We start from the raw sequence: 24,977 nt of genomic DNA on the forward strand, positions 1-24,977 counted from the left end.
AATTTTTCGTTATGGATGGAGGAACGCATTCGCAATCAGAGCGACCGCGCGTGCGTGCCCATTTCAACTACAGATCAAACCCGAGTTGTGCTTTGCCAAGCGGTGTCAGGTCGTCGGCCGTCGCGCGGCCGGTGAAATCGACTTCAAAATGGTCAGTCGGGAAATCAGGCGGGCTCTCACCCTTCAGGAAGCTCGGCAACTGACGCTTCAGGTAAGCGTCGTTTTTGGCGCACGCGGGCGCCGAGGCGATATACATCACATTGCTGTAACCCACCCCTTTATGCTCGTCTTCGACCGCATGGATGACGTCGCTGTGCCAGAATACGGTGTCACCCGTTTCCATTTTGGGAATCGACGACAACGCCTCGAACAAGGGCGCATGAAATTCCGGCTTGATCGAGAGCGCCCGTCCGGGCATGGCCCCGCATAGGTCGTCCTCGGCGACATCGTCCTGGAGCGCGCGCAGCAGGATGTACACCATCGAATTCGCAATGGGTACGAGTTGCAGCGTGCCGTCGCCCGGACCTTGCGGCGTCAATGCTGTCCAGCCCTGAAATGTGCGGAACATCGAACAGACGGCTGGCGACGCGATCTCTTCCACGTCAGGCCGGAAAGCCGCGTCGAACGCATCGTAATCACGCCAGTTCCCGGCGAACACGCGGCGGTACACCTTGCGAAAATTGCTTTCAATCCAGCGCTCAACCGACCCGCCGTCGCAATGCGCCGACAAGCCGAGCGACGCCGAGCCCGGTGGCCGGCGACGCAGACGGTCCGCATAGACAGGCACATTTTCCGGATCGAAGTGAACCCGTCCGTCGCTCTCATTGCGCCACAGTTTGTTCAGGAACACGCGCGCCGCGGTCAGCGATTCCGACTGACGGGCCAGCACTTGTGGCTTCGACCAGTACACGCCATAGATTTGCGGCTTGCTGGACGCCAAGTGGCCAAAGTATTTGTCTTCGGCGCGGTTTTCGAGGCGTTTGTCGAGGTTATTGGTCTCGACATAGTTGGCGATATCCTGATCCCAGCCTTGCACGAGTGCGCGAGGAAAGACCTGACGAATCACGCATGCGCCGCGCGCCTTGACGAGTGCAATCTGATCCGCCGTGACACGTTGTTCGGCAATGTCGGAAAACCGAATCTCGGGAATGACGTCTTCGCCACGATCCCGCTGAGCCGCGATTCGCTTTGCTTCGGCAATGAGCGCTTCTTCCACTTCGGCGAAGACCTCCCGGTAATTCGGCAACGCCGCGCGCAACGCCTTTTTTGCCTGCCGGATTGCGCTCGGCAAGTCGTCGATTTTCAGTGCCATGATTGTCTCCGTATGAAATTCGTATGCGCTAGCATATGATGCGCATACGTGCCATAGTGATACTATTCAGTCGATTAATTTGCGCTTTCGGCCATGAAACCAGCCTATGAGCACGTCGAGTTTGGCAAGGACTGTTCGGTCCGGGTTTACCATCGGCGACTTCCGCGTATTCCGTTCGAATGGCATCACCATCCGGAGTACGAGTTAACGCTGACGATGAACAGTCATGGCAAGCGCTACATCGGCGACTCAGTCAACGACTATGAAGCCGAGGATCTTGTCCTCGTGCCGCCGGATTTGCCGCATACGTGGGCGTCGAATCGTTCGATCGAGCCATCCGCGCCGCAGGTCGCCATCGTTATCTGGTTCGACGGTGATTGGGCGCGGCGTATGGCGGATTGTTGCCTCGAATATGAACCGCTGCGCAAACTGTTGCGCAGAGCCGCGTGTGGCCTGGCCTTCGAGCGGCCTGCGGGTAAATGGATGCGTGGCCGCCTGGAGCAATTGCTATCGAAAGTGGCGCGCGAGCGTCTGGGTGCCGCGCTCGATATTCTGTGCACGCTCGCCGATGCACCAGGCCAGCCGCTTGCCTCGCCGAGTGCCTTCAATCAGGCTACCATGGGCCCATCCGGCCACGAGCCCGAGCAGATCAACCGTGTCCTTTCGATGATCGACGCGCGCTTTGCCGAACCGCTGCGGCTATCAGAACTCTGTGCGGCGGCCAGCCTGTCGGAACGCACGCTTACACGTTACTTCGTTCAACATATCGGTGAGAGCGTGGGACGGTATATCGCCCGCGTTCGAATCGGGCACGCGTGCCGGATGCTGGCCGACACCTCTCTGCCTGTTGCCGTCATCGCTGCCCGTTCGGGCTTCGCGAATGTCGCCAATTTCAATCGGCAGTTCAAGGCCGCCAAGCAAGCGACGCCGGCTGAATATCGGCGGCAGTTCGCGGCTGCGGGTTCGCCGGATCAGGACGCAGCGGCCCGCTTAACCGAACGGCCCCCTTCTCTTCAAAGAAAGCGGAAATCATCTGGCGAGAAAAATGGCGAAGCGAGCGCTCATTAGTCGCGCATGTGCTGACGTGAAATGAGAGAGCGAGCAAAAGTTGGGGAGTCTTCCAGGGAGGGCTGCTCGAGCATCCGGGCGCGGCACCGGCTTCGTGTGGAGTACGCTGATCGGTATCGCAATGGTGGGAGCGAACCATGCGGTTGATCATCGAAGCAAGGTTGGCCGAAGGGGACAGCGACACGGTCAGGGACGGTGACGGAGTTCTGGCGGTGGTTGAGCGCCGAGGCTGCAGTTTTCGCCCAACTGGGCGTGACTCTTGCGGAAGGGCGGTCGCTGCTGGCAAAGATGCAGGCCGAGCTGGTTTCGAAACAGGTGGAGTGGTGGCTCTCGGGCCAGACCGATTGTCGGCGCTGCGGCCCGGCCTTGAGCCACAAGGACAGTCGCTCGACCGTGCTATGCACCGTGTACGGCAAAGTGACGGTGAAGAGTCCGCGGCTGTGGTTGTGTGCTTGCCAGCGGACTGCGCGGACGCCGCGGCGCGTGGTGCATCCCTTGTCCAAAGCCCTAACCGGGCGCGTCACGCCGGAGCTGGAATACCTCCAGGCGAAGTGGGCAGCCCATCTGCCATACCGGCAGGCCACGGCCATGCTCAAGGAAGTGCTGCCGCTGGACAAGGGCATTTCGTTCAGCGGCACCCGGGATCGGATTCACACTCCTGGAAAACAGCTCGACGCTGACATCAAGCGTGACGTCTCGAAGTTGCTCCAGGCCGCTGCAGACGTACAGGTTCGCGAATCCAGCCATGTCGCTGCCGTGAGCGTCGACTCGGCGTGGCTGCGGCATTGCGACTCCGAGAGAGGCCCTGGCCGCCACGTGAACATCGTCGCCGGGCGGGCGAAGTTCACCGATGGTCCTTCAAAACTGTATGCGTATGTGTACAGGGAAGTCACCTCGGCTGCAGCGCGACTCGATCAGTTCCTCAGCCGGAACGGTGTGGCGAGCGATGAACGCGTGACCGTGATCAGCGACGAGGCCGGTGAATTTGCAAAGGCCGTCGAGGGCAGTCAGCTGGCTCGCGGCCGGATCCTCGACTGGTTCCACATCGCGATGAACCGTTGCCCTTCAGATTCTCCCCTGAATCGCACCGGTGAGGCTGCCCTTTTGCCGCCGTCGAAACACAGCCACACCTTGCTGCTAAAAAGGCGGAGAGTCATTGCCCGCCGATTGATCCCGGACTTTCCATAAAAGAAATTAGCAACACTTTTGGTATGTTCTGGGCCGTTGCTCAGCGCACGGTCTCACGACGTTACATACCGCAATCGTGACATGCGCATATGGTAGGTTTTGCGAGCGCATTCTGTTGCGGGGATTTCCATGTTCGTTCAGATCGGTGCCGTCGTGGTGCCGCGAGCACTCCAAGGCGTTCTGCTGGTCGACAGCAATCATGTTCCTCGATACTGGGCCGCGGTCTGGCTGGTCATCGCTGCGTCACAGTGGGCTACGTCGACGCAGACGATGCGACTGCGGTACATCGAGAATCTGTACGAACACGCGGATCGATCGTTCAAGGCAAATGCGCTCGATGACGCGCTAGCCGGTCTTGATGAAGCGCGGCTTGCCGACATTCTCGAGTCGTGGTTCGTGAGTTTGCGCAACCAGCCTGTCGCAGGCAGCAGCAACGAGGACCGGTGGCGGACCGGACTGGGTTTCGTGACGTCAATGGTCACGTGGCTTTCGAAGTCTGACGACGCGAACATGCAGCAGATTGAAGCGCGGATCCATCGGCTGTCGACGCTTTACCGCCAGTTGCACATACGGCAAGGCGGCCGTACTGAGACTCTTCGATCGCTGCCTGCCAGCGTGGTCGAAAGCCTCTATCAGATACTGGATCCGGAATCGGATACCAATCCGTTCCGACGTTCTCATACGCGCTGGCGGGTCTTCATCGCGTTCGTGTTGATGCTCCATCAGGGACTACGGCGAGGCGAACTGTTGCTGCTGACCGCGGATGCCATCAAGAGCAGCCATGACCGCAAGCTTGATCAGACACGGTACTGGCTGAACGTCCGACAGAATGGATATGAAGAAGCGGACGGCGATAGCCGCTACTCGAAACCCAGCATCAAGACCATTCATTCGATCAGGCAGATTCCTGTCACCGACGCGACTGCCCGCCTCGTGCAGGTCTATTGCGAAAATTATCGGGGCCGGCCTTCCCATTCGTTCATGCTGAATGCACAGACTGGCGGCCCTCTGTCCACCGAGTCGCTGACAAAGATCTTTACATTGATATCGAAAGCGCTGCCCTCCGAGATACGGCAGGAACTTTACGATCGCACCGGGAAAAGGACTGTGACGTGCCACGATCTCCGCCACACCTGCGCCGTGTTGAGGCTTCACCAGTTACTGGAGCGCGGCGACGCGATGGCCGAAGCGCTACAGAAGATGCGCACATTCTTCGGCTGGTCGAAAAGATCTGACATGCCATCGCGCTATGCCCGGGCTGTCTTCGAAAACAGGCTCGCGAGCGTATGGAGCGACGAATTCGATGATCGTGTGGCCGTGTTGCGCTCGCTTCCGAAGGGCCGTTGAACATGCCGAAAGCTCCATCGGCCCAGATCCGCCCCCGAATCGAACCATCGACGCTCGAACACATGCTGAGTTCGTTGCCGCAACTGCCGCCCGTTGTGCGTTACTACGACGACTTCGACGACAAACTCCGCTCCTTGTCTGAAGTTCGCCAAGGCGATGCCTTGGGGCTTCACATCAACGGTCGACTGTTCCGGCTTGACTTTAGCCGCTACCCTCCGCCATACAGTGCTCTCCAGAAGCACCTGCTGGTCTTCCTGCTGGGCGAAGATCTGCATATCTCGACCTGCTTCAATGTTCTGAACGCAGCAATGCATCTTGATGTGCATGACGTCGAACACATCGTCGAAGCCGGACCGACAGGCATCTCAGCGATATGGTTGGCACTGCGCGCCCGTCAGCTCCCAGTTCACGCCTATCGCTTCGTTAAGGCCGTGCTGCGTCTCCTGTGCCGGCATCGACTATGTGGATGGTCCGAGTCCTACCTGACCTATGTCAGTACTTCCCTGCCCGGCCCCGCAACAGACAAGTACGCCCGTGTGCGATCAGGCGATGTGTTCCTGTCCGCCGACGAGGAAGCCGCGATTGTTCGCTATCTGGATGAAACGTCTGACCTCGTAAGGGCAAGTGGCTGGTCAAGGCTCGCGTATGAGGCGCTCTGCGACGCGGCGATGGTGCTCTGTTCCTATCAGTTTGCAATGCGTCCGATTCAGGTCGCGATGCTGACGATGCGTGACATACGAATCTGGAAACCGGAACCCGACACCGAACCGACCGTGCATCTCACGTTCCTGATGGTCAAACAACAGGGAAAGCTTCGAAAGAGGCCGATGGTCCGTCGTGTGAAGCAGGAATGGGGGGTGCTGTTCATTGCGTTGGTTGCATATGCAGACTCTCAGGGCCGCAATGCTAATGATCGTGTCTTCGGCGTCAGTTCGAATCATGAAGCCGGATCCCGCATCGCTCGCCGTTTGGAACGTCTGATCGGCGACGATGCTCGCGCCATGGACCTTCGTCATACCGCTGCGCAGCGGCTCGTTGACGCCGGCGCAAGCCACGAAGAACTCGCCGAATTCATGGGCCATTCGCATGTGCAGACCGGACTCGTGTATTACGAGACATCGGCCACCCACGCGGAACGGGTCAACCGGGCGCTCGGCGCGTCGGACATATACCGGCGCGTGGCGAAAATTGCGCACGACCGGTTCATCCTCCCGGAAGAGCTCACCATTCTTAAAGGTGAACAACAGATTGCTGGTGTGCCTCACGGCATTCCGATTGCAGGTATCGGCGGATGCTCTTCGGGACAGCCGGCCTGCCCCTATAACCCGGTCACGTCGTGCTACGGATGCAGGAAGTTCATGCCGTTGCACGACAGGTCGATGCATGAGCAGGTGCTGGCCGCCATGCGTGAAGTGGTTGTGTTCTTCGACCAGAGTTCCCGTGGCGACACCAGATCGCCGGCCTACCTTCAACTGCAACGCACGATCGCCGAGATACAGACGGTCATCGAAGAACTGGAAGACAACGACCGATGAACCCACACTACTGCGCGTTCATCGAGCTAGGCAAAACGCTAGCCCGTGAGAAAGGCCTGTCGTGGGACGTGCCTCTCGATGAAACAGGCGTCGCACGCGACGGTGTCGGCTGGAACCTGACCGCTATTGCCAATGACGTGCCGCCACCGACGCATTATCTGCGAGACCTTGGCGCTGATGCGAAGACGCTGGCGATCATCAACGCAGAGCGCGCCGAGCGCGACCTGACGCCACTGGCACGCCAACCACTGTCTCCCTCATGGCAGGACCTGGTCAAGGCAGCAGTCGCCGAACAGTTGCTGTTCAAACGGAACACCACCGGGTATGTCTCGCAGTCCATCGCACGTCCGCTGCGTGTAATCGCTACATGCGTGGACAGGGAGCCATGGCAACTGACCGTCGACGATCTGCGTCTGGCGATCCGCGTCGGAAAGGAGATCCAGGCCACAGGGAAGCTGGGAGACCTGGTGGCCGGCATCATCAAGATAGTGTTCGACGGCCAGCATCTCTGCGACGCTGGTCAGTTGTACTCGTCGCTCGCGGTTCCCCGCATGAAAATGAAAAGTGCGATCAGGGCGAAGCATACCTGGTCGCAGGAGGAGTTGCGCACCGACCTCGAGGCGCGCAAGCGTGAGGAGCGGTTGCCGGAGCGCCGGGCGTTCTGGGAGCTGACCCGCATCGTGATGACCGAAAAGCCGCGCACGTTCATGGACGATCTGCGGTTCGCCGCGATACGGACAATGATCGTGACGGGGCTTCGTATAGGTGAAGCCGCGCTGCTACCGGTTGATTGGCAGCGTGAGCGAACTTACGTCGACTTGAAGGGGCGCCCTGCCAGTGAATCCGGTGGCATCTCAACGTCGCTCATGATTCGCCACCTCGCCGAAAAGCAACAGATCGAGGAGTCGGATAGCCGTGTTCTGTTCGAGAATGCCCAGCCTGTGCCAGACATGTTCCGGCAATTGCTTACCGACACGCTCGATCACGTCGCGAAGCTAACGGAGCCGCTGCGCGCGACGCTAAAGTTGCAGTGCGAGACCGGTCGGCTACTGCCCTGGTATCGGGCCGATGACCTCGTGCCGTTCACGGAAGCGTATGTGCGGCTGATGGGCAACCCGTTCTGGCTGGACATCGAGCGCGAGCCGTTCATCGAACGTTATCGGAAAAGCTTCGATCCTGATGTGCTGATCGACCTGCAGCGATATCAGGCAGAAAGACCCCGGAATGGTCCGGTCGCGCTGGATATGGCGGTATATCAGTTCGGAAAACGCCTGCTCGACAGGATGCGCGAGGGGCAAATCGCATTGCGCTTCCGACGTGCTGATGGCCTGGTCATCGGAGTCCGTGAGCGCATGGGCTGGCATCACACCTACCTTCGCATCGACGAGCTCGAGGAACATATCCGCTCCACGACACCGACGAAGGTCTCAGATACAACGCCGCTGCCACTTGCAGTCGGGGCCTTGCAACCGTGGGAATTCCTGTTCGTTCAGCCGAAGCGCTCGCTTGCTGAAGAACGGAACGACGGGCTCTGCGACGTTACGCGTTTCATGGCAGTGAGCCGCCCGGATCCACGCTTTATTGGCATCGGGCTTGGCTACGACAAGGCAGTGCCGTCGTTGTTCGAGAAGTATGGAGAGACCGCCGAAGACAGGGCTTTGAAAATAGAGCCACACATGCTGCGTCATCTGCAAAACACCGAACTGTTCCGCCTGGGCGTGGCCGATACGATCATCTCGAAGCGCTTCAACCGGCGCAGCGTCGCACAGAGCTACACGACCATCGCAGTCTTGCAGAAGACCTCGACCAGATCGAAATTCCGCAGGACATCGAGGTCATGCTCGGCGAGAAGGCCAGCACGGTTGCCCGGCTCATCAAGGGCGGCAAGGCCAACGGCCCGATTGTTGATGCGTTCCGGCGCATTCAGGCAACGGAGGGCGACGCCGCCGCGTACGATTACCTGCGCGCCGAAGCGGACGGCTTCCATGCCACGCCGTACGGGCACTGCCTGAATTCGTTCACGGTTGACCCCTGCCCCAGACACCTCGAATGCTTCGCGGATTGCCGCCACCTCTCGGCGACCGATCTGCCGGAGAACCGGCAGAACCTGATCCAGCTCGAGGGCAAGTTCAAGCTCGCGCTGGAAACGATCAAGGCCAGGCCATCGACCAGCATTGGCTGGAAGAACCAGCTTGATCACGCGGAAAAACGGCTTGCCGGTGTCCAGAAGCTTCTTGCAACACCATCGGGCAAACGTCCCTTCCCTGACGGCGTTGACCTGTCACTGCCGCGGCAACGTGGAGTACTTGATGACTGAACCGAACGGGTCCGGCAACGACGCAATGCGCGAGATTCTCGAAGCGTTGCTCGCCGATGATGAAGACATTACAGCTCGCGCTGTCGCGCGGCTGCATCCGTCCATCAACGCAGCATCGTCAATTACGCGCAGCGAAGCGCGGAGCACGTTGCTCGCTGAATATCGACAGCGGCAGGCCGCATACCGCCGCTGGCGCGGCCGCGTTGGCAAACGGTCTGGCGCCGACACCGCAGCGTCGCTCACCGACAAGGACATCCGGATTGCAGAACTCGAAGCCACTGTGCAACTGCTGACGGCTTCCCACCTTGCAATGTTGCGCGCGGTCGGCGAACTGGGCGGCTTCAGCAAATGGGTCAGATTCTATGCACAGTATCGCGACGCGCGCGACAAGCTTGCGAAGCTTGGCGCGATACCGGAGGCGGCCATATCTCCAATGCCGGAAGAAAGCCCGAAGCGCCGTGGAGATAGAAGGCGGCGTTGACTGTCTGCGTGGCGTGATAGTGTTTGCATGATCGCTACAGCCACGAAATGGCTGCGGTTCGGCGGCGGAAGCCGCCTCTCTCCCGAAAGGAGCACGAAATGTCTTACCCACCCTGCTTCCAGAGATTGCACGATGAGCCCGGCCCCGTCGGATACCTCGGGCGAGGTACGCATTATTCTGTTTTACGCGTACCGACGTGGCACGACGACCTGATGAACCAGATTCAGTACGGCAGGTTCCTCGACTTCGCAATTATCTGGGACGAAGATCACGACGACCGGGTGCTCGATGCGATTCTGATCATGTACCTCACTGGCCTGCTTGCACCGGTGCGATTCATCGGCGAACGCAAAGGCGTGCTCTCAGTGCTGCTTGCACCCGCAACCGTCAAGACTTGGGACGATGACACGTTCCAGCAATATTGCGAGGACGTCGTCGACATATGCGCCCAACTTGATGATCCGTGGACAGCAGAAATCAACAGCATGGATAGCACACAGCATTCGATCATCCAGGCGCCTGCTGAAAACGTCGCGACCTATCTGAAGAACATCGACATGCTGTGGCAGCTCGGAACGCGGTCTACCCTTCCTGCCTAGGCAGCACGAATTCGCAACAACATCCGATCATGCGATGCCACGACCAGGCCGTCGTTGTTGCGCAGTCGCACGTCCAACCGCGCAACAGACGGTGCACTTCGATGACGCAACAGCCCTTCAGCGAATAGCGGCGCCTGTGGATAACTTCCCCGCTATAAATAAAGGAAGAGTTGAAGAACAAACCTTCGCAACACGATGCCCGAGGTGCCAAGAATCAACAATTGAACGTGTAGTGGCTAGACGGTAATGTCCGCTTTTAGCTACATAGAAATGTCCGCTTTTGATGCCGTCGTATGCTCTCCAGCCGCCGTTTTTCGGCGCTGGAGACTTCGATGGCTGTGACAGAACGGATAACAATGACGATGCAGGAACTGGACAGATTCAAGCTCATTCAGGACGTGACGGATGGACGGCTCAAGCCGTGGCGTGCAGCCGAACGTCTGGGTCTGACGACGCGGCAAATACGCCGTCTGGTGACGCGATATCGCGATTCTGGCGCTGCTGGACTGGTCTCGCGCAAGCGCGGCATGCCCGGGAATCGGAGACTGGACGACGATCTGGCCCAACGTGCCCTGGCCATTGTGCGGGAGCGCTACGCCGATTTCGGACCGACGCTGGCCTGCGAGAAGCTGCGTGAATGTCATGGCATCCGCCTGTCGAAGGAAACGATTCGACAACTGATGATGGATGCCTGCCTGTGGGTTCCGCGCCGTCAACGTCCGCCGAAGATCTACCAGCCGCGTGCGCGACGAGCTTGCCTGGGCGAGCTGATCCAGATCGATGGCAGCGAGCACGCGTGGTTCGAGGACCGGGCGCCACAATGCACGCTGCTGGTGTACGTCGACGACGCGACCAGCCGGCTGATGGCGCTGCATTTCACGGCGAGCGAGTCGACCTTCAGCTATTTCGAGGCGACGCGCGCGTACATCGAGCGCCACGGCAAGCCTGGCGCGTTCTACAGCGACAAGGCCAGCGTGTTTCGCAAGACGACCACTGGCAAGACAGAGAACCGTGTGACGCACTTCGGCCGCGCCATGTACGAGCTGAACATCGACACGTTCTGCGCGAACAGCAGTCAGGCCAAGGGGCGCGTCGAGCGGGCCAACCTCACGTTGCAGGATCGCCTCGTGAAGGAGCTGCGCCTGCGTGACATCAGCACGAAGGAGGCAGCCAACGCCTTTGTGCCGCACTTCATTGCCGACTTCAACGCACGCTTTGCGAAGCCGCCGAAGAGCGACTTCGACGCGCACCGGCTGCTGCGGGTTGACGAGAACCTTGACACGGTGCTCACGTGGCGTGAGCCGCGGAAGGTGACGAAATCGCTGACAGTGCAGTACGACCGGGTCATGTACTTGCTGGCTGACACGCCGGAGCACCGGAAGCTGATTGATCGATATATCGAGGTCTGGGAGTACCCGGACGGGCGTATCGAACTCCGGGTGGACGGCCGTGTTCTGGCATGCAGGCAGTACGACCGGCTGGCCGAAATCGATCAGGGCGCAGTCGTTGAACACAAGCGACTGGGCCATGTGCTTCAGGTCTCGCAGGCGATGCAGGCTCAACGCGATAACACCCGGATTGGCAAGGCACCGTCCCGGACTCATCTTGGCGCGCCAACGAAGGGCCAAAACCGTTTGCCGGGCAAGAAGAAACAACGCGAATTCACTCAGGCCGATGTCAAGCATGCGATCGTGGATCTTGCCCAGCGTAGAGAGGTGAAGCAGCAATCCAGCAAACCTGGCCAGCGGTCTGCAAGGGACAGTGGAACAGGCGTAAGCGCCCTGCCCATTCAGGACGGACTCTTCGACACTGCGTGATCCTTACCCCATGAGAAGCAAACCTTGAACCCCTTAAAAGCGGACATCTCTATCTAGCCAGAAAGCGGACATCTGAAAATGGCTTTGACAGAACGTTCGTGCTTTTTCTGCGCTTATCGAATGTACGTCGACGCGATAGGTGTTGCCAGCCGCAAACCGTCGGTTATCAGGTCAGGAAGTCGTTCGCGGTCAGCCGCAGCGGTTCGTCGGGCCGCGCAAGTAACTTTCTTTGGGCGACCGCGACGATGCGGTTGCGACCGTTTTCAAACGTCCGGAGTGTGCGCGTTGCGTCCGCATCGCGCGGTAGCCAGAAGTATTCTTCGAGTGCGTCACGAGCAACCGCGCCTTCGATCTCGCGTCCGCGAATCGACAGCATGAAAATCACAGCGCGTCCGTCCGGCGAGACGGCGGCCACGCGATCATGAACTTCCATGAAGCACCTCGACGATATTATTGGCGGCTTTTGTATTTGTACTGCGCCGCGCAGCAATAATTTACCAGAAGTTGAAAGCAGGACGATCGTCATTGACACAACGATTCAACCTCACGAGGTATCCGCTATTAATCGCCACGTGACGTACCTGCTCATTAATTTTTGCGGGCGGCCACGTTCAGCGTACCTCCTTGCACTTGCTGCCGCTTCAAGCGAATGCACCTATCGCACTGCTCTACAAGCGCATTAGCCGAATTTGCGGACACGCCAAACGCGTTAGCAAAAACAACGGACATCCGAACATGCGTGCGTTGCTGAAACGCAACGCCTAGAAAGAGTGCGTAACCGCTGCTATGCCTTATTTCGCGGGAACAAAATACAGTCTTACATTAGGAGGCGCGAACGCCAGATGTACGGATTTCGCGATGCGCGTCGCACGCAGGCTTTTCTCTCATGCTTCGGCCCGATCCGTCAACACTTCGCGCTCCCAAGACATCAGATGAACGCTGCTCGTCATCGCGCCATGCTAAAAGAACGCCTCGCCACATGGCATGGTTGGACTGTCCCTGTCGCAATCGAGACAGTTATCTGGTAAGGATAACTACTTGTGTGCCACACGGTTGGCCTACAGTTGCCAACTTGACAACGCCATCCCTACCTGTGTAAAACAGCCCTCAAAGCGAAGGAATGCCACAGCTCGCGAACGCAACAGGCAACAGGCAACGGGAAATGTCTCCTCATCTTACGTTGCTCTCACTGGCCGCTCACAGCATCCGTCCCCATTCATCGACGACTTGTGTTCGCGGCTCAACATCAAGCGGGGCGCGTCGATTAACCTCGTCGCGTGAGTCACCATTACGAACAATCGGTGTGGAGCATCCGTGCAGGTGCAACAACGGAGTGGGTACTCACCGCTTTCTGCGCTCCGCGCTCTTTCGAAGGCGAGGCACCGTACAACCACCGACTTAACGCATCGTGACGAACTCTTCAGCGGCGGTCGGATGAATTCCGATCGTCTCGTCGAACTGTGCTTTGGTCGCGCCGGCTTTCATCGCAATCGCGATACCCTGCAGGATCTCAGCGGCATCGCGCCCGACCATGTGCGCCCCCACCACCCTCTGACTGCCGCGAGCGACGACGAGCTTCATCAGCGTGCGCTCGTCGCGGCCCGATAACGTGTGACGCAATGCCTTGAACGAAGTCTTGAAGACGTCGACGACGCCGTACCGCTCACGCGCCTTATCTTCGGTGAGCCCAACCGTCGCGACTTCAGGCGTGCTAAAAACGGCCGACGGAACGTACTCGTGATCCACTGAGCGCCGCACGTCGCCGAACAGGCTCGCGGCCAGCAGTGCGCCGTCGCGCGTGGCAACCGGCGTCAATTGCGGCCTCGCAGTCACGTCACCGATCGCGTGAATCGACGGTATGTTCGTTGTTGAGTATTCGTCAACATCCACCGCGCCATTTCTGTCAAGCGTCACGCCCACTTCTTCGAGCCCAAGGCGAGCACTGTTCGGCGCCCGGCCCGTCGCATAGAGCACGGCATCGTAGTGCCCCTGCGTACCGCCTTCAGGCACTAGTCCGATCGTTCCGTCCCGATACTTCTCCAGGCCGAGGACGGAAGTTTCTGTTCGGATTTCGATGCCCTGTTGGGTCATGGCGCTCGCCAGCGCATCGCGAACATCTTCGTCGAACCCGCGCAGAATCTGACGGCCGCGGCACCACAGGTCGACCTGCGTGCCCAATCCGTTGAATATGCCCGCGAACTCGACCGCGATGTAGCCTGCACCAACCACCGCGATCCGTTTGGGCTGGGACGCGAGATCAAGTGCTTCATCCGATGTGATGGCATGCTGAATGCCCGGTATGGCCGGCAGCATAGGCCGCGCGCCGGTAGCAACTGCAATGTGACGCGCGCTGATGCGGTGCCCCGCCACTTCGACCGTGTGCGCATCCGCAACCGTTGCGCGGCCGTCGTACCTTTGCACGCCTGATTTCTCAAGGAGGGAGAGATACACGCCGTTGAGACGGGCGATCTCCCGGTTCTTTGCCGCAATCAGCGCGGCCCATGAGAACGTGCCCGGTCGATAGGACCAGCCATAGCCCGCCGCGTCTTCCACTTCGTGCGGGAAGTGCGATGCGTAGACAAGGAGCTTCTTCGGCACGCAGCCGCGAATCACGCAGGTTCCACCCACGAGACTGTCCTCCGCGACCGCCACGCGGGCACCGTACGAAGCCGCCATACGGCTCAGCCGCACTCCGCCGGAACCCGCACCGATCACGAACAGGTCATAGTCAAATTCCATTCAGATGTCCCCACGTATCTTTTTTCCAGTAACGTCAAACATCGAGTACAAGCATCGGGCTTTTGGCCCTCGACACACATATCATTATTGTCCGGCCCGCTGCGCGTTCGCTGCCCGAAAGTACGTAATCCCGATGATCTGGCAGGCCGTCTATGACGCCAGTTTCGCAGGTGCGGCACATTCCTTCGCGGCACGAACAGGGCAGCTCGTACCCGTGCTCTTCGAGCACTTCGAGGATTGTTCTGTCTTCGGGCACGTGCAGGACTTGCCCACTCCTCTGAAGCTTGACGTCGAACCCGGCGGCCACCTCACGCGCGCCACTTTCTGCAGGAGGAGAAAACCATTCGAAGAAGGCAGGGTTGTCCGGATGGCTCGACGAAAAATCTCCCACGGCATTCATGACAGGGGCTGGGCCACAACAGTAGATCGGCACGCCGGGCTCCAGCGTGAACGAAGCGTCGGCGAAGTCGAACAGGCATCCTGCCTCATCATCGAAATGAAAGCGTACACGGTCGCCGAATCTGCTGAGTTCGTCATGGAAGGCCGCGTGTGCGCGGCTGCGCGCCAGATACAGCAGGCGCCACGGCCAGCCGCGACGTTCGCAGTGGCGGATCATCGACAGGATCGGCGTAATGCCGATTCCGCCGGCGATGAACAGAAACGTCTCGTGTCCAGCTTGCAGCGGAAAGTTGTTGCGCGGCTCACTAATGTCGAGCGCGTTGCCTTCGTTCAACGCCGAATGCACGCATAGCGATCCGCCGCGGCTATTGGTAGCCCTCGAGACGGCTATCTCGTAGGATCTTCGTGTCGAGGATCTCCTGCCGGATTTTCTCCGCACACTGCCGGCGGGAGTCGTAATCGGCCACATCCACCGTGTACGCACGAAAACTGCCTCCCTGCGTTTGCATGCTGCGCAGCCATGCCGTCACGCCGGCATTGGCCGACGAGTGGGTGACGGGCACGTCATACGCTGCGTCATGCAGTTTTGTGCTATTGACTTCTCCCATGCCGCCCGAGACTACCGCAATGCGTTTTGTCATGCTGTCTGTCCTGAATCGTCGATTCATCGGTTATCGCCCCCGGTGGCCGGCCGCACGCGACCGGCCACTCGCCTGCCTGCAATGAGGCGCAGCTTCCGGAACAGGAAGCCCCAGCCCGTGTTCGTTCAGCGGTGTCGGTTCCTCCCGGGTGCGTATTGCGCGCCGTGCCGGTCGCATCCGTGCTGCGCACCCAGCGCGTCCAGCCGTTCCAGCAGCGCGCGGACCTGTTGCTCCAGGGCGGGTGACAGGCGCTCAGCCAGCAGCGCCTCGATGCGTGTGCGCCAGTAGTCGGGCGACGTCACCCGCGTCATCTGCCGATTACGGTTGTCCTGAAGTACGTGATCGAGTAATGCAATCATCGCGCGGATATGCTGCAGTTCCTGCGCGGCGTGGTCGTAAGTGCTCATGTGTCGGCAGCCAGATTCGGGTTGTTGTTGTGTGCCTGTACTGTTCGTGCCCGCCATGCAAACCATCAGTGTCGGGGCGTGCGCGAGTGACGGGCGTAGTCCAGCCGCTGCAGCACCTGTGCGCGCCGATGTTCACGCCGGTAGTGGCCGGCCACGAAGAGGGCTGCAATCAGCAGCACCGCCGAACCCATCATCATGGTGACCCAGCTTTCGTCCATCTTCGCCTCCTTCGGGCAGGAAAAGACCAGCGTTCATGTCGGATGCGTGCCGCTTCACCGAGCCTCCCACCCGGCCTGGGTAGCCCGCGTGAGCGACGGTCATATGTCAGCAGGTTGCCGGCATGGAAAGGAGTCCTTTATAAACGGCCATCCACTATCCTGTGGGCAATGCCGGGCGCGGTAGCTAACGCTTTGCGGTACGGCTCTGCTGCTCTGTCGCGCGCTTCGTGGCGTTCGATGCCATCGCGGCGGCCGCTTCGAGGTTGCTTCGCGTGAACGCGACCGCCTGCTCGCCGCTTTTCTGCAGCGTTTCATACAGCGCACTGGAGGCCATGATGACCTGATCCAGCGCGACTCCGGTGCCGGACGGCGCGCTTTTTACGACGTCCTCGGCCAGCGTCCTTGCCTGCCTGACCTGCGCGTCCCACGCCGCGCGCGCGTACCGCACCAGTTCGGCCTGGGTGGCAGCGACAATGTCGAACACCTGCTGGTTCCAGACCTGCGCCTTCTCTGCGGTGGGCGCAGCCAGGCTGCCTTGCAGGGCGATGCATTCCTGCGGCTCCCTGACGGAAATCGCCTTCTGTGCCAGGGCGTGGAGATCGGCCAGCCCCGATCGCGCAGCCTGCATGTTCAGGGCGGCCAGTTTTTCGACGCACTCGACGAACATGCTGGTCAGGCCAAAGAACATTCCGACGTTAGACTTTCCGGTCGCGCCAGGCTGTGCCTAGGTTTGCATGATGAATCTCCTGTAGGGGCAATCCGGCATGGGCTCCGCACCATCGATGGGCGCGGCAGCGTCATGCCGCGTGATCGCGTGAACGGACCGGCGATGTGCATTGCATGCGGCAATCGCATCATCGGCGGGTGCAGCGGGAAAGAAGAGGTAGCTCTGGTCAGCGTCGCCGCGCGACGGCCTGCAGTACGGCGTCGCCATCGTGGGTGACGAGCAGGCGCCGGTATCCGGATGCGAGCTGTTCGAGGGCCACCAGCTGGCGCTCCAGCAGGGTATCGAGTTCTGCGCGGTCAAGGTCGATCTGGTCCGGCGCGGCCTTGATCAGCATCAGGGTGGCGAATTCATGGGCGCTTAGCATGTCCGTCTCTCAGATTTTTTTGAATTAACGCTGCCGTGAGCAGAAATTACCGCGATTACGCGTGCGAGTCCAGGACTCGGCAATTATCTCGGTCTTTAATTCCGGCTCTGCACCAGAACCGGGAATAGAATGTTAAATCTAACCAGAACGAAACAGGATGAATATGATGTATTGAACAGTATGTCTCGATAGAGCGTATTTTGTCAGATGAAATATTTCTCGACGGTGAGTGGCTAGTAGGCCGCCCGCGCTATGTAACTGCTGCCAGAAAAAAGCTACCAGGGAAAATAGCGAGGAAATATTTTTATATTATCGCCTTGAATTGGTCCTTCAGAATAAATATGCGGCCTGAAGAGGTATTTGAAAAAAGTTCCCAGGTTTTATGAATAGTGCATATTCCTGTTTGCCTGGAGTTCAGAATGTTGTCGGCGCGCATCAATGCTTCTCGTTTCGCGTGACTTCAATCAATAAAAGTTGAGGTGTCGTCAGGCCGACTAGCAAAGCACGATCAGATTAGGGCTGATTTCCAGACCCGTGCAAGTCCCATCGGCACTGGCACATGGCCGTACGCTCGTTGAAAAAGAGTTTGCAGTTCTGTCGTCTGCGCATCCTTCAAGGCCACCGTCCTGCTGCCAGAGTTCGTAGGCACGAGCACGGATTCGTTCTACAAGGATCGTATCGTCCATCGCAACAGCTTCCGTTAGTGACGAATGCAATCGTCGCGACTATCGGGAAGGTCCTATGTCGCGCAGCATTTCGATGAGCAGGTCCGCATCCACCGGTTTGATGAGATGCTGTGCAAAGCCTGCTTCAGTCGAGCGGGACATATCTGCATCGCTCCCGAACCCGGACAAGGCGATCAGTACCGCGTCCCTGGTTTGCGGCAACGCCTTGAGTTCGTGGGCGACGTCGTACCCGCTCATCCCTGGCAGTCCGATGTCCAGGATGATCACATCAGGCGTCCATACGGTCACGGCCTGCAGTCCGCTGGGGCCATCCTCGGCCGTTCTGACCTCATGTTCCTGCATGCGCAGGACCAGCGCGAGCGAGTCAGCGCCGTCACGGTTGTCATCGACTATCAGGATCCGCAGTGGCCGGCTGGCCGGGCTTGCCAGGGCATCGGGCTCCGGAGTCCTGGCAATGGGTGCCGGTACAACCGGCAGGCGCACGGTAAACCGGCTGCCTTTGCCCGGGCCTGCACTCGTTGCCGAAATTTCACCGCCATGCAGTTCGATCACCGATCGCGCGACCCATAAGCCAAGGCCAAGCCCGTTTTGCGAGTCCCGCGTCTGTGGATCGGCCTGGACCAGGAGATCGATCACGTGCGGCAACGCGGAAGCGTCAATCCCGATTCCCGTGTCTTCGACTGAAATGAGCACGACCTCTTCCATCAGGCGTCCGACCAGGCGGACTTCGCCGCCGTCCTCCGTATATTTGATGGCGTTGTCCAGCAGGTTCGAGACGACCTGCGTGAGCCGCGTCGCATCGCCATTCACGAAGACGGACTCGGGGGGAAGGCTTGATATCAACCGGTGCCGGCGTGCGTCAGCAAGTGGACGATTGATCTCGAGCGCCGCAGTGAGAACGTCCCGTACATCGCACACCTTTCTTTTCAGCCTGATCTTGCCGGTCCTGATTCTCGACACGTCGAGCAGATCATCGAGCAGCGATGAAAGATGACGGATTTGCCGTTCGATGACCTGCTGCACCCACTGGACCTTCGCGGGAAGCTCGGCCTGATAATGCTTCATCACGTGGGCGCCGGTGCGGATCGGTGCCAGCGGGTTACGGAGCTCATGCGCGAGCGTGGCCAGAAACACGTCCTTGCGGCGATCCATTTCCCGCAATGCATCGTCGGCTTTTTTGCGATCGGTAATATCCGCAAGTGCGCCAATGAAACAATGGGCGACGTCGTCGGCGAGAAACTGGAAGCGGCCGAACATCTCAAGGACGCGCAACGACTGATCGCCTGTGCGAAAGATCCGGCAGGTCGTGTGCACGTGAGCGATGCTGAAATACGGAGATGCTTTTAGCCACGAACCAGCGGGCACGGTGCCGTGTAAGCAGAGCACCGCATCCTTGATCAATCTTGAAAGCGTCACGGTAGCAACCATGAACAGATAAAAAGATCACTTTGCACTGCCATCGTGGATGTGAAGCGGGTTGGACCCGCGCGAGGTATGCCTGAAAGTCGTACGGGGATTTCAATTCCGTTTAGCGAACGAGGTCCTCGCGTGCGTCTTTCATCAGCGTCTGGGTAATTAGCCCAACATGACCGTTTGTAGTACCGAAGTCCTTCACCTTCTCACGTCGCAATGGAAATGCAATGCAGTACCGCGACCATAGAAAACCGCGATTGAGCTTGTGCTCAACGGGGAGCCCTTGTAGGACGAAAAAACCCGTTTATTGACGGCACCCCAATCTCGTCACCATGCCCAGATCTGCGTTGGCCAGCGTGATTTACTACAGCGCACCATTGTCGACTCGCTTTAAGCGCCTTGCGCGGCTCGCGACATCGGCTCGCTATGCCTTATTCAGTCAATTATGGAGTGGCCACAACGGACCGCGATCACGATCAGTTTCAGTTTCCGAAACTTCAGTTCGGCTTGTTTGTGGTCGGGTCAACCGTACCAACGTAATACGATCGGAATTAGGACCGGCACGATGAAGGCAGTGAACAAGCCGTTCAGGCCCATGCCGAGTCCGGCGAATGCGCCCATTTCATCGCTGACCTGGAACGCCCGCGCTGTACCGATACCGTGGGACGCTACGCCTAGCGCAAATCCACGAACCTCTGGTTCCTCGATCCGCAGAATATTCAGAATGGTGCGCGCGGACACCGCCCCGAAGACGCCGGTGCAGATCACGAGCACGGCTGTCAGCGAAGGCAGTCCGCCCAGTCGTTCTGCGATGGCCATGGCGATCGGCGTAGTCGCGGATTTCGGGGCGAGCGAGGCCACCGTCGCACGCGGCGCCCCAAACAGCATTGCAATGGCCGTAGCCGACACGATTGCGGTCAGCGAGCCGGCAACCAGACCGCCGGCGAGCGGCAATGTCGACCGGCGCAGCTTCGGAAGTTGCTGGTAGAGCGGCAACGCAAGCGCGACCGTCGCGGGGCCCAAGAGGAAATGAACGAACTGTGCGCCCTGGAAATAAGTTGCGTAAGGCGTGCGCGTAACAACCAGAATCGCGACGATCAACCCGACCGCGATCAGCACCGGATTCGCGACAGGGTCGTAGTGGGCGCGCGCATAGACCGCTTGTGCGAACAGGTAGGTAAACAGAGTCAGCGTGAGCCCGAGCAGAGGGGTCGCGGCAAGATAGACCCAGATGGCGCCGAGGTGAGTCATGGACGGATCCCTATTGCGAGGCTGGCGCTGGTTGTTGTTGCCGCCTCTGGCGACGCAGCAACGCGCGGGTGACGAGCGCCGTGACCGTGATCGCCAGCGTGGTGCTGACGACGAGAGACACCAGGATTGCGATGCCGTCGCCGCGGACCTTTTCCGCCGCCACCATGATGCCGACGCCCGCCGGCACGAACAATAGCGACAGATGCCGCAGCAATTCCAGTGCGGTTGGCTCGATGGCGGCAACGGCCGATGGCCGGACGACCAGATACGCGAACAGCAGCACCAGCCCGATGACCGGCCCCGGAACCGGGATATGAAGGAGAATCGAAAGACCTTCTCCGAGGCACTGGAAGAACAGCAAGGTGGCGAGAGCGCGCAGCATGGTATGACGAGTGTGTCAGCGAGGGTGGAGGTGAAATGATGACACGATCTCGTACCCCGTCAAGCACGGAACGCGACGCGCCCGACACCTGTCGAAATTCGTGCTTAGCATAAACTGTGTGGGTGACACGTCTTACGAACCACATTACCGCTTGCCATTGGGAGACTTGTCCCATGAAGCGCCTTACGGACATGGATGAAGCCGCCGCCGCGGCCGATCGCGCACCACGCTCAATCCGGAAGCATACTGGTGGCGGGAAGAAATGATTGTCACGCTGGACCTCGCGTCCGACTCGCTCGTGTCCGAGTCGATTCTGAGCCACCAGCAAGGCATTGGCGCTACGCCGATCCGGCACGCTCCGCATCGACTTGCGTGGGAATCCGGTAGACCATCATTCGACGGCGCGGCGGCGTCGTGGCAACCGTTGATGTCCGCGGCTCTGGTGCAAATAGGCGCCGTGGTCAAAATATTTTTATAAATCTGGACACCTTATCGATTTAACAGGACAGCATTCCAAACCGAGCGCGCAGTGGTATCTTTGAGCCCGAAAGCGCAGAGGTCGAACTGACCTTGCGAATGCGATGCATCAACTCGATGCCTGAGCTGAGCTGGTAGCGAAGGTACCAACGCACGCAGAGAACAATGATCTCCCGATCAAAATGCCGACCATCGAACAACCCCTCAAGACCTTTCCCCTTGCTCATCACCGGCCACCTGATTGATTGGACAGGTACTTTAATCGATCCAATGAGCCTATTTGCACCGGAGCCCTTTGTCACCCCTCTCGTCAAACGCCCCCATATCCAGCTTTTGGGAAACGCTGCCGTTAAAAAAGGCAGCGCGGAATCACCCCCCGCGGTAGCAGGCTGGCCGAATAGGACCCGCGTCCGCAGCACTAACCGACCGCGTTGGCGAGATCAAACCAACTGACGGCGCAGATCTAGCCGATCGCGTTTTCCAGACGCCCTGCCCCGCGTGCTCTCATGAGCATGAGCCGCGCGGACCGAGCTTTTAAGACACACGGCGGCGGGATGGCCGCCCCTCAACTACCATTCGGAATCGCGCCCGACTGCACGGCAAGCAGGTGCCAGCCGTCAGGCTTTCGGACCCAGACGGCGAGCGCCCGGCTCTCGAACGCCTTGAACGTGCCGCGAGTCACCATGCGAATCGCCAGCTTGCCGAACACAAGCACGATATCCCCATCGACCTGGTACCGCGGCTCCGTGCGATCGATACCCTGGTAGTCCCAGACCCCCGTGCGCAGGCCTTCGATGTAGCTGGCTTTAGTGTCTGCGACGCCTGTCGAGTGCATATAGATCAGCTTGTCGTCCAGCAAGCGCTCAAGCGTTGCAATATCCTTGCTCACCATCGCCGCGTACCGTGCGTCTTCGAATTGCTGAATCTCTTCGATCGCCTGAGTTTCTTCACTCATTTTTCATGCTCCCAGATAGACGGTCCGGACGGCCTCTTCGCCGCCGAGGGCCCGCATGTCGTCGCCCGACATCACAATCTCGCCGTGAGCGATAACGTATGCTGAATCGGACATTTCGGTCGCCTGATGAAAGCTCTGCTCCGCCATCAATACCGTCAGGCCGCGACGCTCCTTGAGCAGGCGAATCTGTTCGATGGTCTGCTTGACAACAGCCGGCGCTAGCCCGACTGACGGTTCGTCGATCAGCAGAATGGAGGGCTCAGTCATCAGCGCGCGTGCGATCGCGACCATCTGCTGCTGGCCACCGCTCATCGTGCCGACCAATTGTGCGGCGCGCTCGCGCAGGATTGGAAACGTCTCGTACATCGCGTCGAGATTACGGTTGAGTACGGCACGGGCGGTCTTGCGCCAGGCACCCAGCAGCAAGTTCTCGCGCACGCTCAGATTGCCGAACAGCCGTCGCCCCTCCGGCACGATGCCAACGCCGAGATCAATGATCGCCTCCGTCGACATCTCGTGCAGCGGATAAGCGGTGCCGTTGCGCCGCAAAATAATACTCCCCGAACGCACGCGAACAATCCCGAGAATCGCATTGATCAGCGTCGACTTGCCGTTGCCGTTGGTACCGAGCAGCGCAACCATATGGCCATCGGGCACGTCGAGCGAAACCTTGTGCAATACGTTGACGGCGCCATATCCGGCGACCACGTCTTGAATAGTCAGGCTAGTCACCGATGTAGGCCCTCTGTACTTCGGGATGACGGACGATCTCGTCCGGCGGCCCGGCGACGATCAGCTTCCCCGACACGATGCAAAGCACCGGCTCGGAAAACCGCATGATCGCGTGCATGATGTGTTCGATCATGATGACCGTGATGCCGCGATCGGCGAGCGCGAACAGGATGTCGAGCACCTCGTCCACCTCGCTTACGGACAAACCCGCCATCGCCTCGTCAGACACCAGCAGGCGCGGATTGACGGCCAGCGCCCGCGCGAGTTCAAGCTTGCGCAGCTCGATCTGCGACAGGGCCCCGCACCCCTCATCCGCCTTGCCGCCTAAGCCCAGACTGTCCAGGATGCGCAGCGCGGATTCTCGTAGCGCGGCCCGGTTCGGCCTCTCCGTTCCCCCTGCACCGTATTCGAGCGGCACGTACAGGTTCTCGACCAGCGTCATGCCGTGAAATGGCTGCGGGATCTGGAAGGTGCGAGCGAGGCCACGCTGCGCGCGCCGATGCGGCTGCATGCGCGTCACGTCCTCGCCGCCGAACATGACGCGCCCACTTTCGGGGCGCAGCCGACCCGATACACAGTTGATCAGGGTCGTCTTGCCCGAACCATTCGGGCCGATGATCCCGATCCGTTCGCCCGCGCCGATCTCGAGCGAGATATCGGACAGCGCGACAAAGCTGCCAAAGCGCTTCGTCACACTGTGGACGCCCAATAGCAGTTCGCTCATGCGGTCCTCCTTCGTTGCGCGGCGCGCATCTCGCGACGCGGGCGCTTCCACGTGCTCAGCAACCGGTAGAGTCCACCGGGCAGGAAGACCACACCACCGACCAGGATCAGCCCGATCGCAAGCAGATTCAACTCGGGCGATACGGTAACGGTCAATCCCTGCTCGATCAGGGACAGAACCAGTGCTGTTGCGAGCGCGATGAACTGCAGCACCACTTCACCTGCGAAGAAGACATATTCGTTGGTGACAAGCCGGGTCAGCAGCCAGGCACACGCGAGCAATGCCACGCACCCTACCCAGAACCATGACAGGCGTCTCATCGCATTCTCCCGAACAGTCCTGCGGGCCGAACCGCGAGCACCACCAGCACCAATGAAAACGACACCGCTGTCGCCCACGATGCGCCGAACACGGTCAGCACCACACTTTCCGCGATGCCAAGCAGGATGCCCGCGACGTAGACACCCGTCACCGAACCCATGCCGGCCAGCACGACCACGGCGAACGCGCGTCCGATATAGACCCGGTCGGCGGACGGCTGCACGGGACCGATCACGATCATCAGCGCACCAGCGACGGCTGCGGTCGCGAGCGACAAACCGAAGGCAAGCTGCCGGATGGGCGCCGGGTTGATCGCCAGCATCGGCAGCGCGCCCTGGTCGTACCCGGCCGCACGAATCGGACGGCCGGTCATCGTGCGGCTCAGGTACTGCTGCAAGCCGAACAGCAAGGTTGTGCCGCAGACAAAAGAGGCGAGCATCCGGTAAGGCACGCGAAACGTTCCGATCGCGAGCGCCCGGCCGATATATGGCGCGTCGACACTCTGGAAATCCACCCCATAAGTGAGGATCAGCGCGATTTCGATCAGGAAGGACATCCCGAAGAACAACGAGAAACTCCTGAGCGGATCGACCTTCCCGCGCGACTCGAAGACGACGCGATAGAGTTTGTAGAACCCGACGCCCGCCACGAAGAAAACCGGTGCCAGCAGCAGGCCGCACAGTAACGGATCAAGTCCCCAGCTATTGAGTGTGTGAACGAGAAGCGCTGCGGCGACCACCACGGCGGGATGTGCGAGATTCGGTATTTCCAGTACGCCGAACACCAGCGCAAGCCCGCTCGCGATCGACGCGTAGAACGCGCCCAGCAGCAGCCCCGAGATGAGAGCATTGAGAAGCAGATGCATAGAGAAGTCCAT

The 24,977-nt window shown here is 59.7% G+C and carries 25 protein-coding genes and 4 pseudogenes; 9 read left to right on the forward strand and 20 right to left on the reverse strand.

Annotated features, from left to right (window positions below):
• Positions 1-67: 67 nt before the first annotated feature.
• A complete protein-coding gene (locus KHO31_RS31900; RefSeq protein ID WP_211625081.1) occupies positions 68-1,312 on the reverse strand; it encodes a DUF1479 domain-containing protein in 1,245 nt (414 codons plus the stop codon).
• A 93-nt stretch (positions 1,313-1,405) separates the two neighbouring features.
• Here KHO31_RS31900 and KHO31_RS31905 point away from each other — a divergent pair, with 93 nt between their 5' ends.
• From KHO31_RS31905 to KHO31_RS31940, 8 genes are all read left to right on the forward strand, one after another.
• Positions 1,406-2,380: a helix-turn-helix domain-containing protein gene (locus KHO31_RS31905; RefSeq protein WP_211625083.1), complete on the forward strand. Its 975-nt coding sequence runs from the start codon at positions 1,406-1,408 to the stop codon at positions 2,378-2,380.
• 216 nt (positions 2,381-2,596) lie between these two features.
• Entirely contained in the window at positions 2,597-3,568 is a 972-nt protein-coding gene (locus tag KHO31_RS31910; RefSeq protein ID WP_211625085.1) for a hypothetical protein, read from the forward strand.
• Positions 3,569-3,697: 129 nt separating this feature from the next.
• Positions 3,698-4,915, forward strand: a complete 1,218-nt coding sequence (locus KHO31_RS31915; RefSeq protein ID WP_211625087.1) for a tyrosine-type recombinase/integrase — start codon at positions 3,698-3,700, stop codon at positions 4,913-4,915.
• 2 nt (positions 4,916-4,917) lie between these two features.
• Positions 4,918-6,450, forward strand: coding sequence for a tyrosine-type recombinase/integrase (locus tag KHO31_RS31920; protein WP_211625182.1), 1,533 nt, complete (start codon positions 4,918-4,920; stop codon positions 6,448-6,450).
• Positions 6,447-8,462, forward strand: a complete 2,016-nt coding sequence (locus tag KHO31_RS31925; protein ID WP_236071611.1) for a hypothetical protein — start codon at positions 6,447-6,449, stop codon at positions 8,460-8,462. The genes KHO31_RS31920 and KHO31_RS31925 overlap by 4 nt, the downstream gene beginning before the upstream one ends.
• A gap of 297 nt (positions 8,463-8,759) precedes the next feature.
• On the forward strand, positions 8,760-9,248 hold the full coding sequence (locus KHO31_RS31930) for a hypothetical protein (RefSeq protein ID WP_088176325.1): 489 nt from the start codon (positions 8,760-8,762) through the stop codon (positions 9,246-9,248).
• 212 nt (positions 9,249-9,460) lie between these two features.
• A complete protein-coding gene (locus tag KHO31_RS31935) occupies positions 9,461-9,847 on the forward strand; it encodes a hypothetical protein (RefSeq protein WP_236071613.1) in 387 nt (128 codons plus the stop codon).
• Positions 9,848-10,179: 332 nt separating this feature from the next.
• Complete coding sequence (locus KHO31_RS31940; RefSeq protein WP_211625089.1) at positions 10,180-11,664, forward strand: ISNCY family transposase; 1,485 nt, start codon at positions 10,180-10,182, stop codon at positions 11,662-11,664.
• Between the two features lie 166 nt (positions 11,665-11,830).
• Here KHO31_RS31940 and KHO31_RS31945 read toward each other — a convergent pair whose 3' ends face one another.
• Positions 11,831-12,097 (reverse strand): DUF1488 family protein, encoded by a 267-nt coding sequence (locus KHO31_RS31945; protein WP_211625184.1) that lies wholly within the window; start codon positions 12,095-12,097, stop codon positions 11,831-11,833.
• 391 nt (positions 12,098-12,488) lie between these two features.
• On the opposite strand from KHO31_RS31945, the pseudogene KHO31_RS39570 reads away from it, so the two are divergent.
• A pseudogene (locus KHO31_RS39570) lies at positions 12,489-12,692 on the forward strand (IS6 family transposase); the annotation flags it as partial.
• 370 nt (positions 12,693-13,062) lie between these two features.
• Here KHO31_RS39570 and gor read toward each other — a convergent pair.
• The 18 genes and pseudogenes from gor to KHO31_RS32025 all read right to left on the reverse strand — a co-directional run bounded on the left by gor (position 13,063) and on the right by KHO31_RS32025 (position 24,977).
• Complete coding sequence (gene gor / locus KHO31_RS31950; RefSeq protein ID WP_211625091.1) at positions 13,063-14,403, reverse strand: glutathione-disulfide reductase; 1,341 nt, start codon at positions 14,401-14,403, stop codon at positions 13,063-13,065.
• A gap of 34 nt (positions 14,404-14,437) precedes the next feature.
• Positions 14,438-15,136, reverse strand: coding sequence for a PDR/VanB family oxidoreductase (locus KHO31_RS31955; protein ID WP_211625093.1), 699 nt, complete (start codon positions 15,134-15,136; stop codon positions 14,438-14,440).
• Between the two features lie 31 nt (positions 15,137-15,167).
• Positions 15,168-15,443, reverse strand: coding sequence for a Rossmann-fold NAD(P)-binding domain-containing protein (locus KHO31_RS31960; RefSeq protein WP_211625095.1), 276 nt, complete (start codon positions 15,441-15,443; stop codon positions 15,168-15,170).
• 125 nt (positions 15,444-15,568) lie between these two features.
• Positions 15,569-15,850, reverse strand: coding sequence for a hypothetical protein (locus KHO31_RS31965; protein ID WP_211625097.1), 282 nt, complete (start codon positions 15,848-15,850; stop codon positions 15,569-15,571).
• 65 nt (positions 15,851-15,915) lie between these two features.
• A complete protein-coding gene (locus tag KHO31_RS31970; protein ID WP_211625099.1) occupies positions 15,916-16,068 on the reverse strand; it encodes a hypothetical protein in 153 nt (50 codons plus the stop codon).
• Positions 16,069-16,252: 184 nt separating this feature from the next.
• Positions 16,253-16,768 (reverse strand): annotated as a pseudogene (phaP, locus tag KHO31_RS31975) (TIGR01841 family phasin); the annotation flags it as partial.
• 193 nt (positions 16,769-16,961) lie between these two features.
• Positions 16,962-17,159, reverse strand: a complete 198-nt coding sequence (locus tag KHO31_RS31980) for a hypothetical protein (protein WP_211625103.1) — start codon at positions 17,157-17,159, stop codon at positions 16,962-16,964.
• A gap of 494 nt (positions 17,160-17,653) precedes the next feature.
• Entirely contained in the window at positions 17,654-17,845 is a 192-nt protein-coding gene (locus tag KHO31_RS40115) for a DUF2934 domain-containing protein (protein ID WP_211625105.1), read from the reverse strand.
• A gap of 39 nt (positions 17,846-17,884) precedes the next feature.
• Complete coding sequence (locus KHO31_RS31990; protein WP_211625112.1) at positions 17,885-19,273, reverse strand: hybrid sensor histidine kinase/response regulator; 1,389 nt, start codon at positions 19,271-19,273, stop codon at positions 17,885-17,887.
• Positions 19,274-19,780: 507 nt separating this feature from the next.
• Positions 19,781-20,509, reverse strand: coding sequence for an LrgB family protein (locus tag KHO31_RS31995; RefSeq protein ID WP_211625115.1), 729 nt, complete (start codon positions 20,507-20,509; stop codon positions 19,781-19,783).
• 10 nt (positions 20,510-20,519) lie between these two features.
• Positions 20,520-20,891, reverse strand: coding sequence for a CidA/LrgA family protein (locus KHO31_RS32000; protein WP_211625117.1), 372 nt, complete (start codon positions 20,889-20,891; stop codon positions 20,520-20,522).
• Between the two features lie 489 nt (positions 20,892-21,380).
• Positions 21,381-21,493: pseudogene (locus KHO31_RS40145) on the reverse strand (IS6 family transposase); the annotation flags it as partial.
• Positions 21,494-21,595, reverse strand: a pseudogene (locus KHO31_RS40150) (IS6 family transposase); the annotation flags it as partial.
• A gap of 338 nt (positions 21,596-21,933) precedes the next feature.
• Entirely contained in the window at positions 21,934-22,323 is a 390-nt protein-coding gene (locus tag KHO31_RS32005; protein ID WP_211625118.1) for a nuclear transport factor 2 family protein, read from the reverse strand.
• 3 nt (positions 22,324-22,326) lie between these two features.
• The gene (locus KHO31_RS32010) at positions 22,327-23,055 is read right to left on the reverse strand and encodes an ABC transporter ATP-binding protein (protein ID WP_236071614.1); all 729 of its coding nucleotides are present in this window, start codon (positions 23,053-23,055) and stop codon (positions 22,327-22,329) included.
• Positions 23,048-23,779 carry an ABC transporter ATP-binding protein gene (locus KHO31_RS32015; protein WP_211625120.1) on the reverse strand — a complete coding sequence of 244 codons (732 nt, stop codon included), beginning with the start codon at positions 23,777-23,779 and terminating at the stop codon, positions 23,048-23,050. The genes KHO31_RS32010 and KHO31_RS32015 overlap by 8 nt, the downstream gene beginning before the upstream one ends.
• On the reverse strand, positions 23,776-24,099 hold the full coding sequence (locus tag KHO31_RS32020; protein WP_211625122.1) for a hypothetical protein: 324 nt from the start codon (positions 24,097-24,099) through the stop codon (positions 23,776-23,778). The genes KHO31_RS32015 and KHO31_RS32020 overlap by 4 nt, the downstream gene beginning before the upstream one ends.
• Positions 24,096-24,977 carry a branched-chain amino acid ABC transporter permease gene (locus KHO31_RS32025; RefSeq protein ID WP_211625124.1) on the reverse strand — a complete coding sequence of 294 codons (882 nt, stop codon included), beginning with the start codon at positions 24,975-24,977 and terminating at the stop codon, positions 24,096-24,098. Before KHO31_RS32025 ends, KHO31_RS32020 begins: the two co-directional genes overlap by 4 nt.

Source organism: Paraburkholderia domus, from assembly GCF_905220705.1.
In the GTDB taxonomy this organism is placed as follows: domain Bacteria; phylum Pseudomonadota; class Gammaproteobacteria; order Burkholderiales; family Burkholderiaceae; genus Paraburkholderia; species Paraburkholderia domus.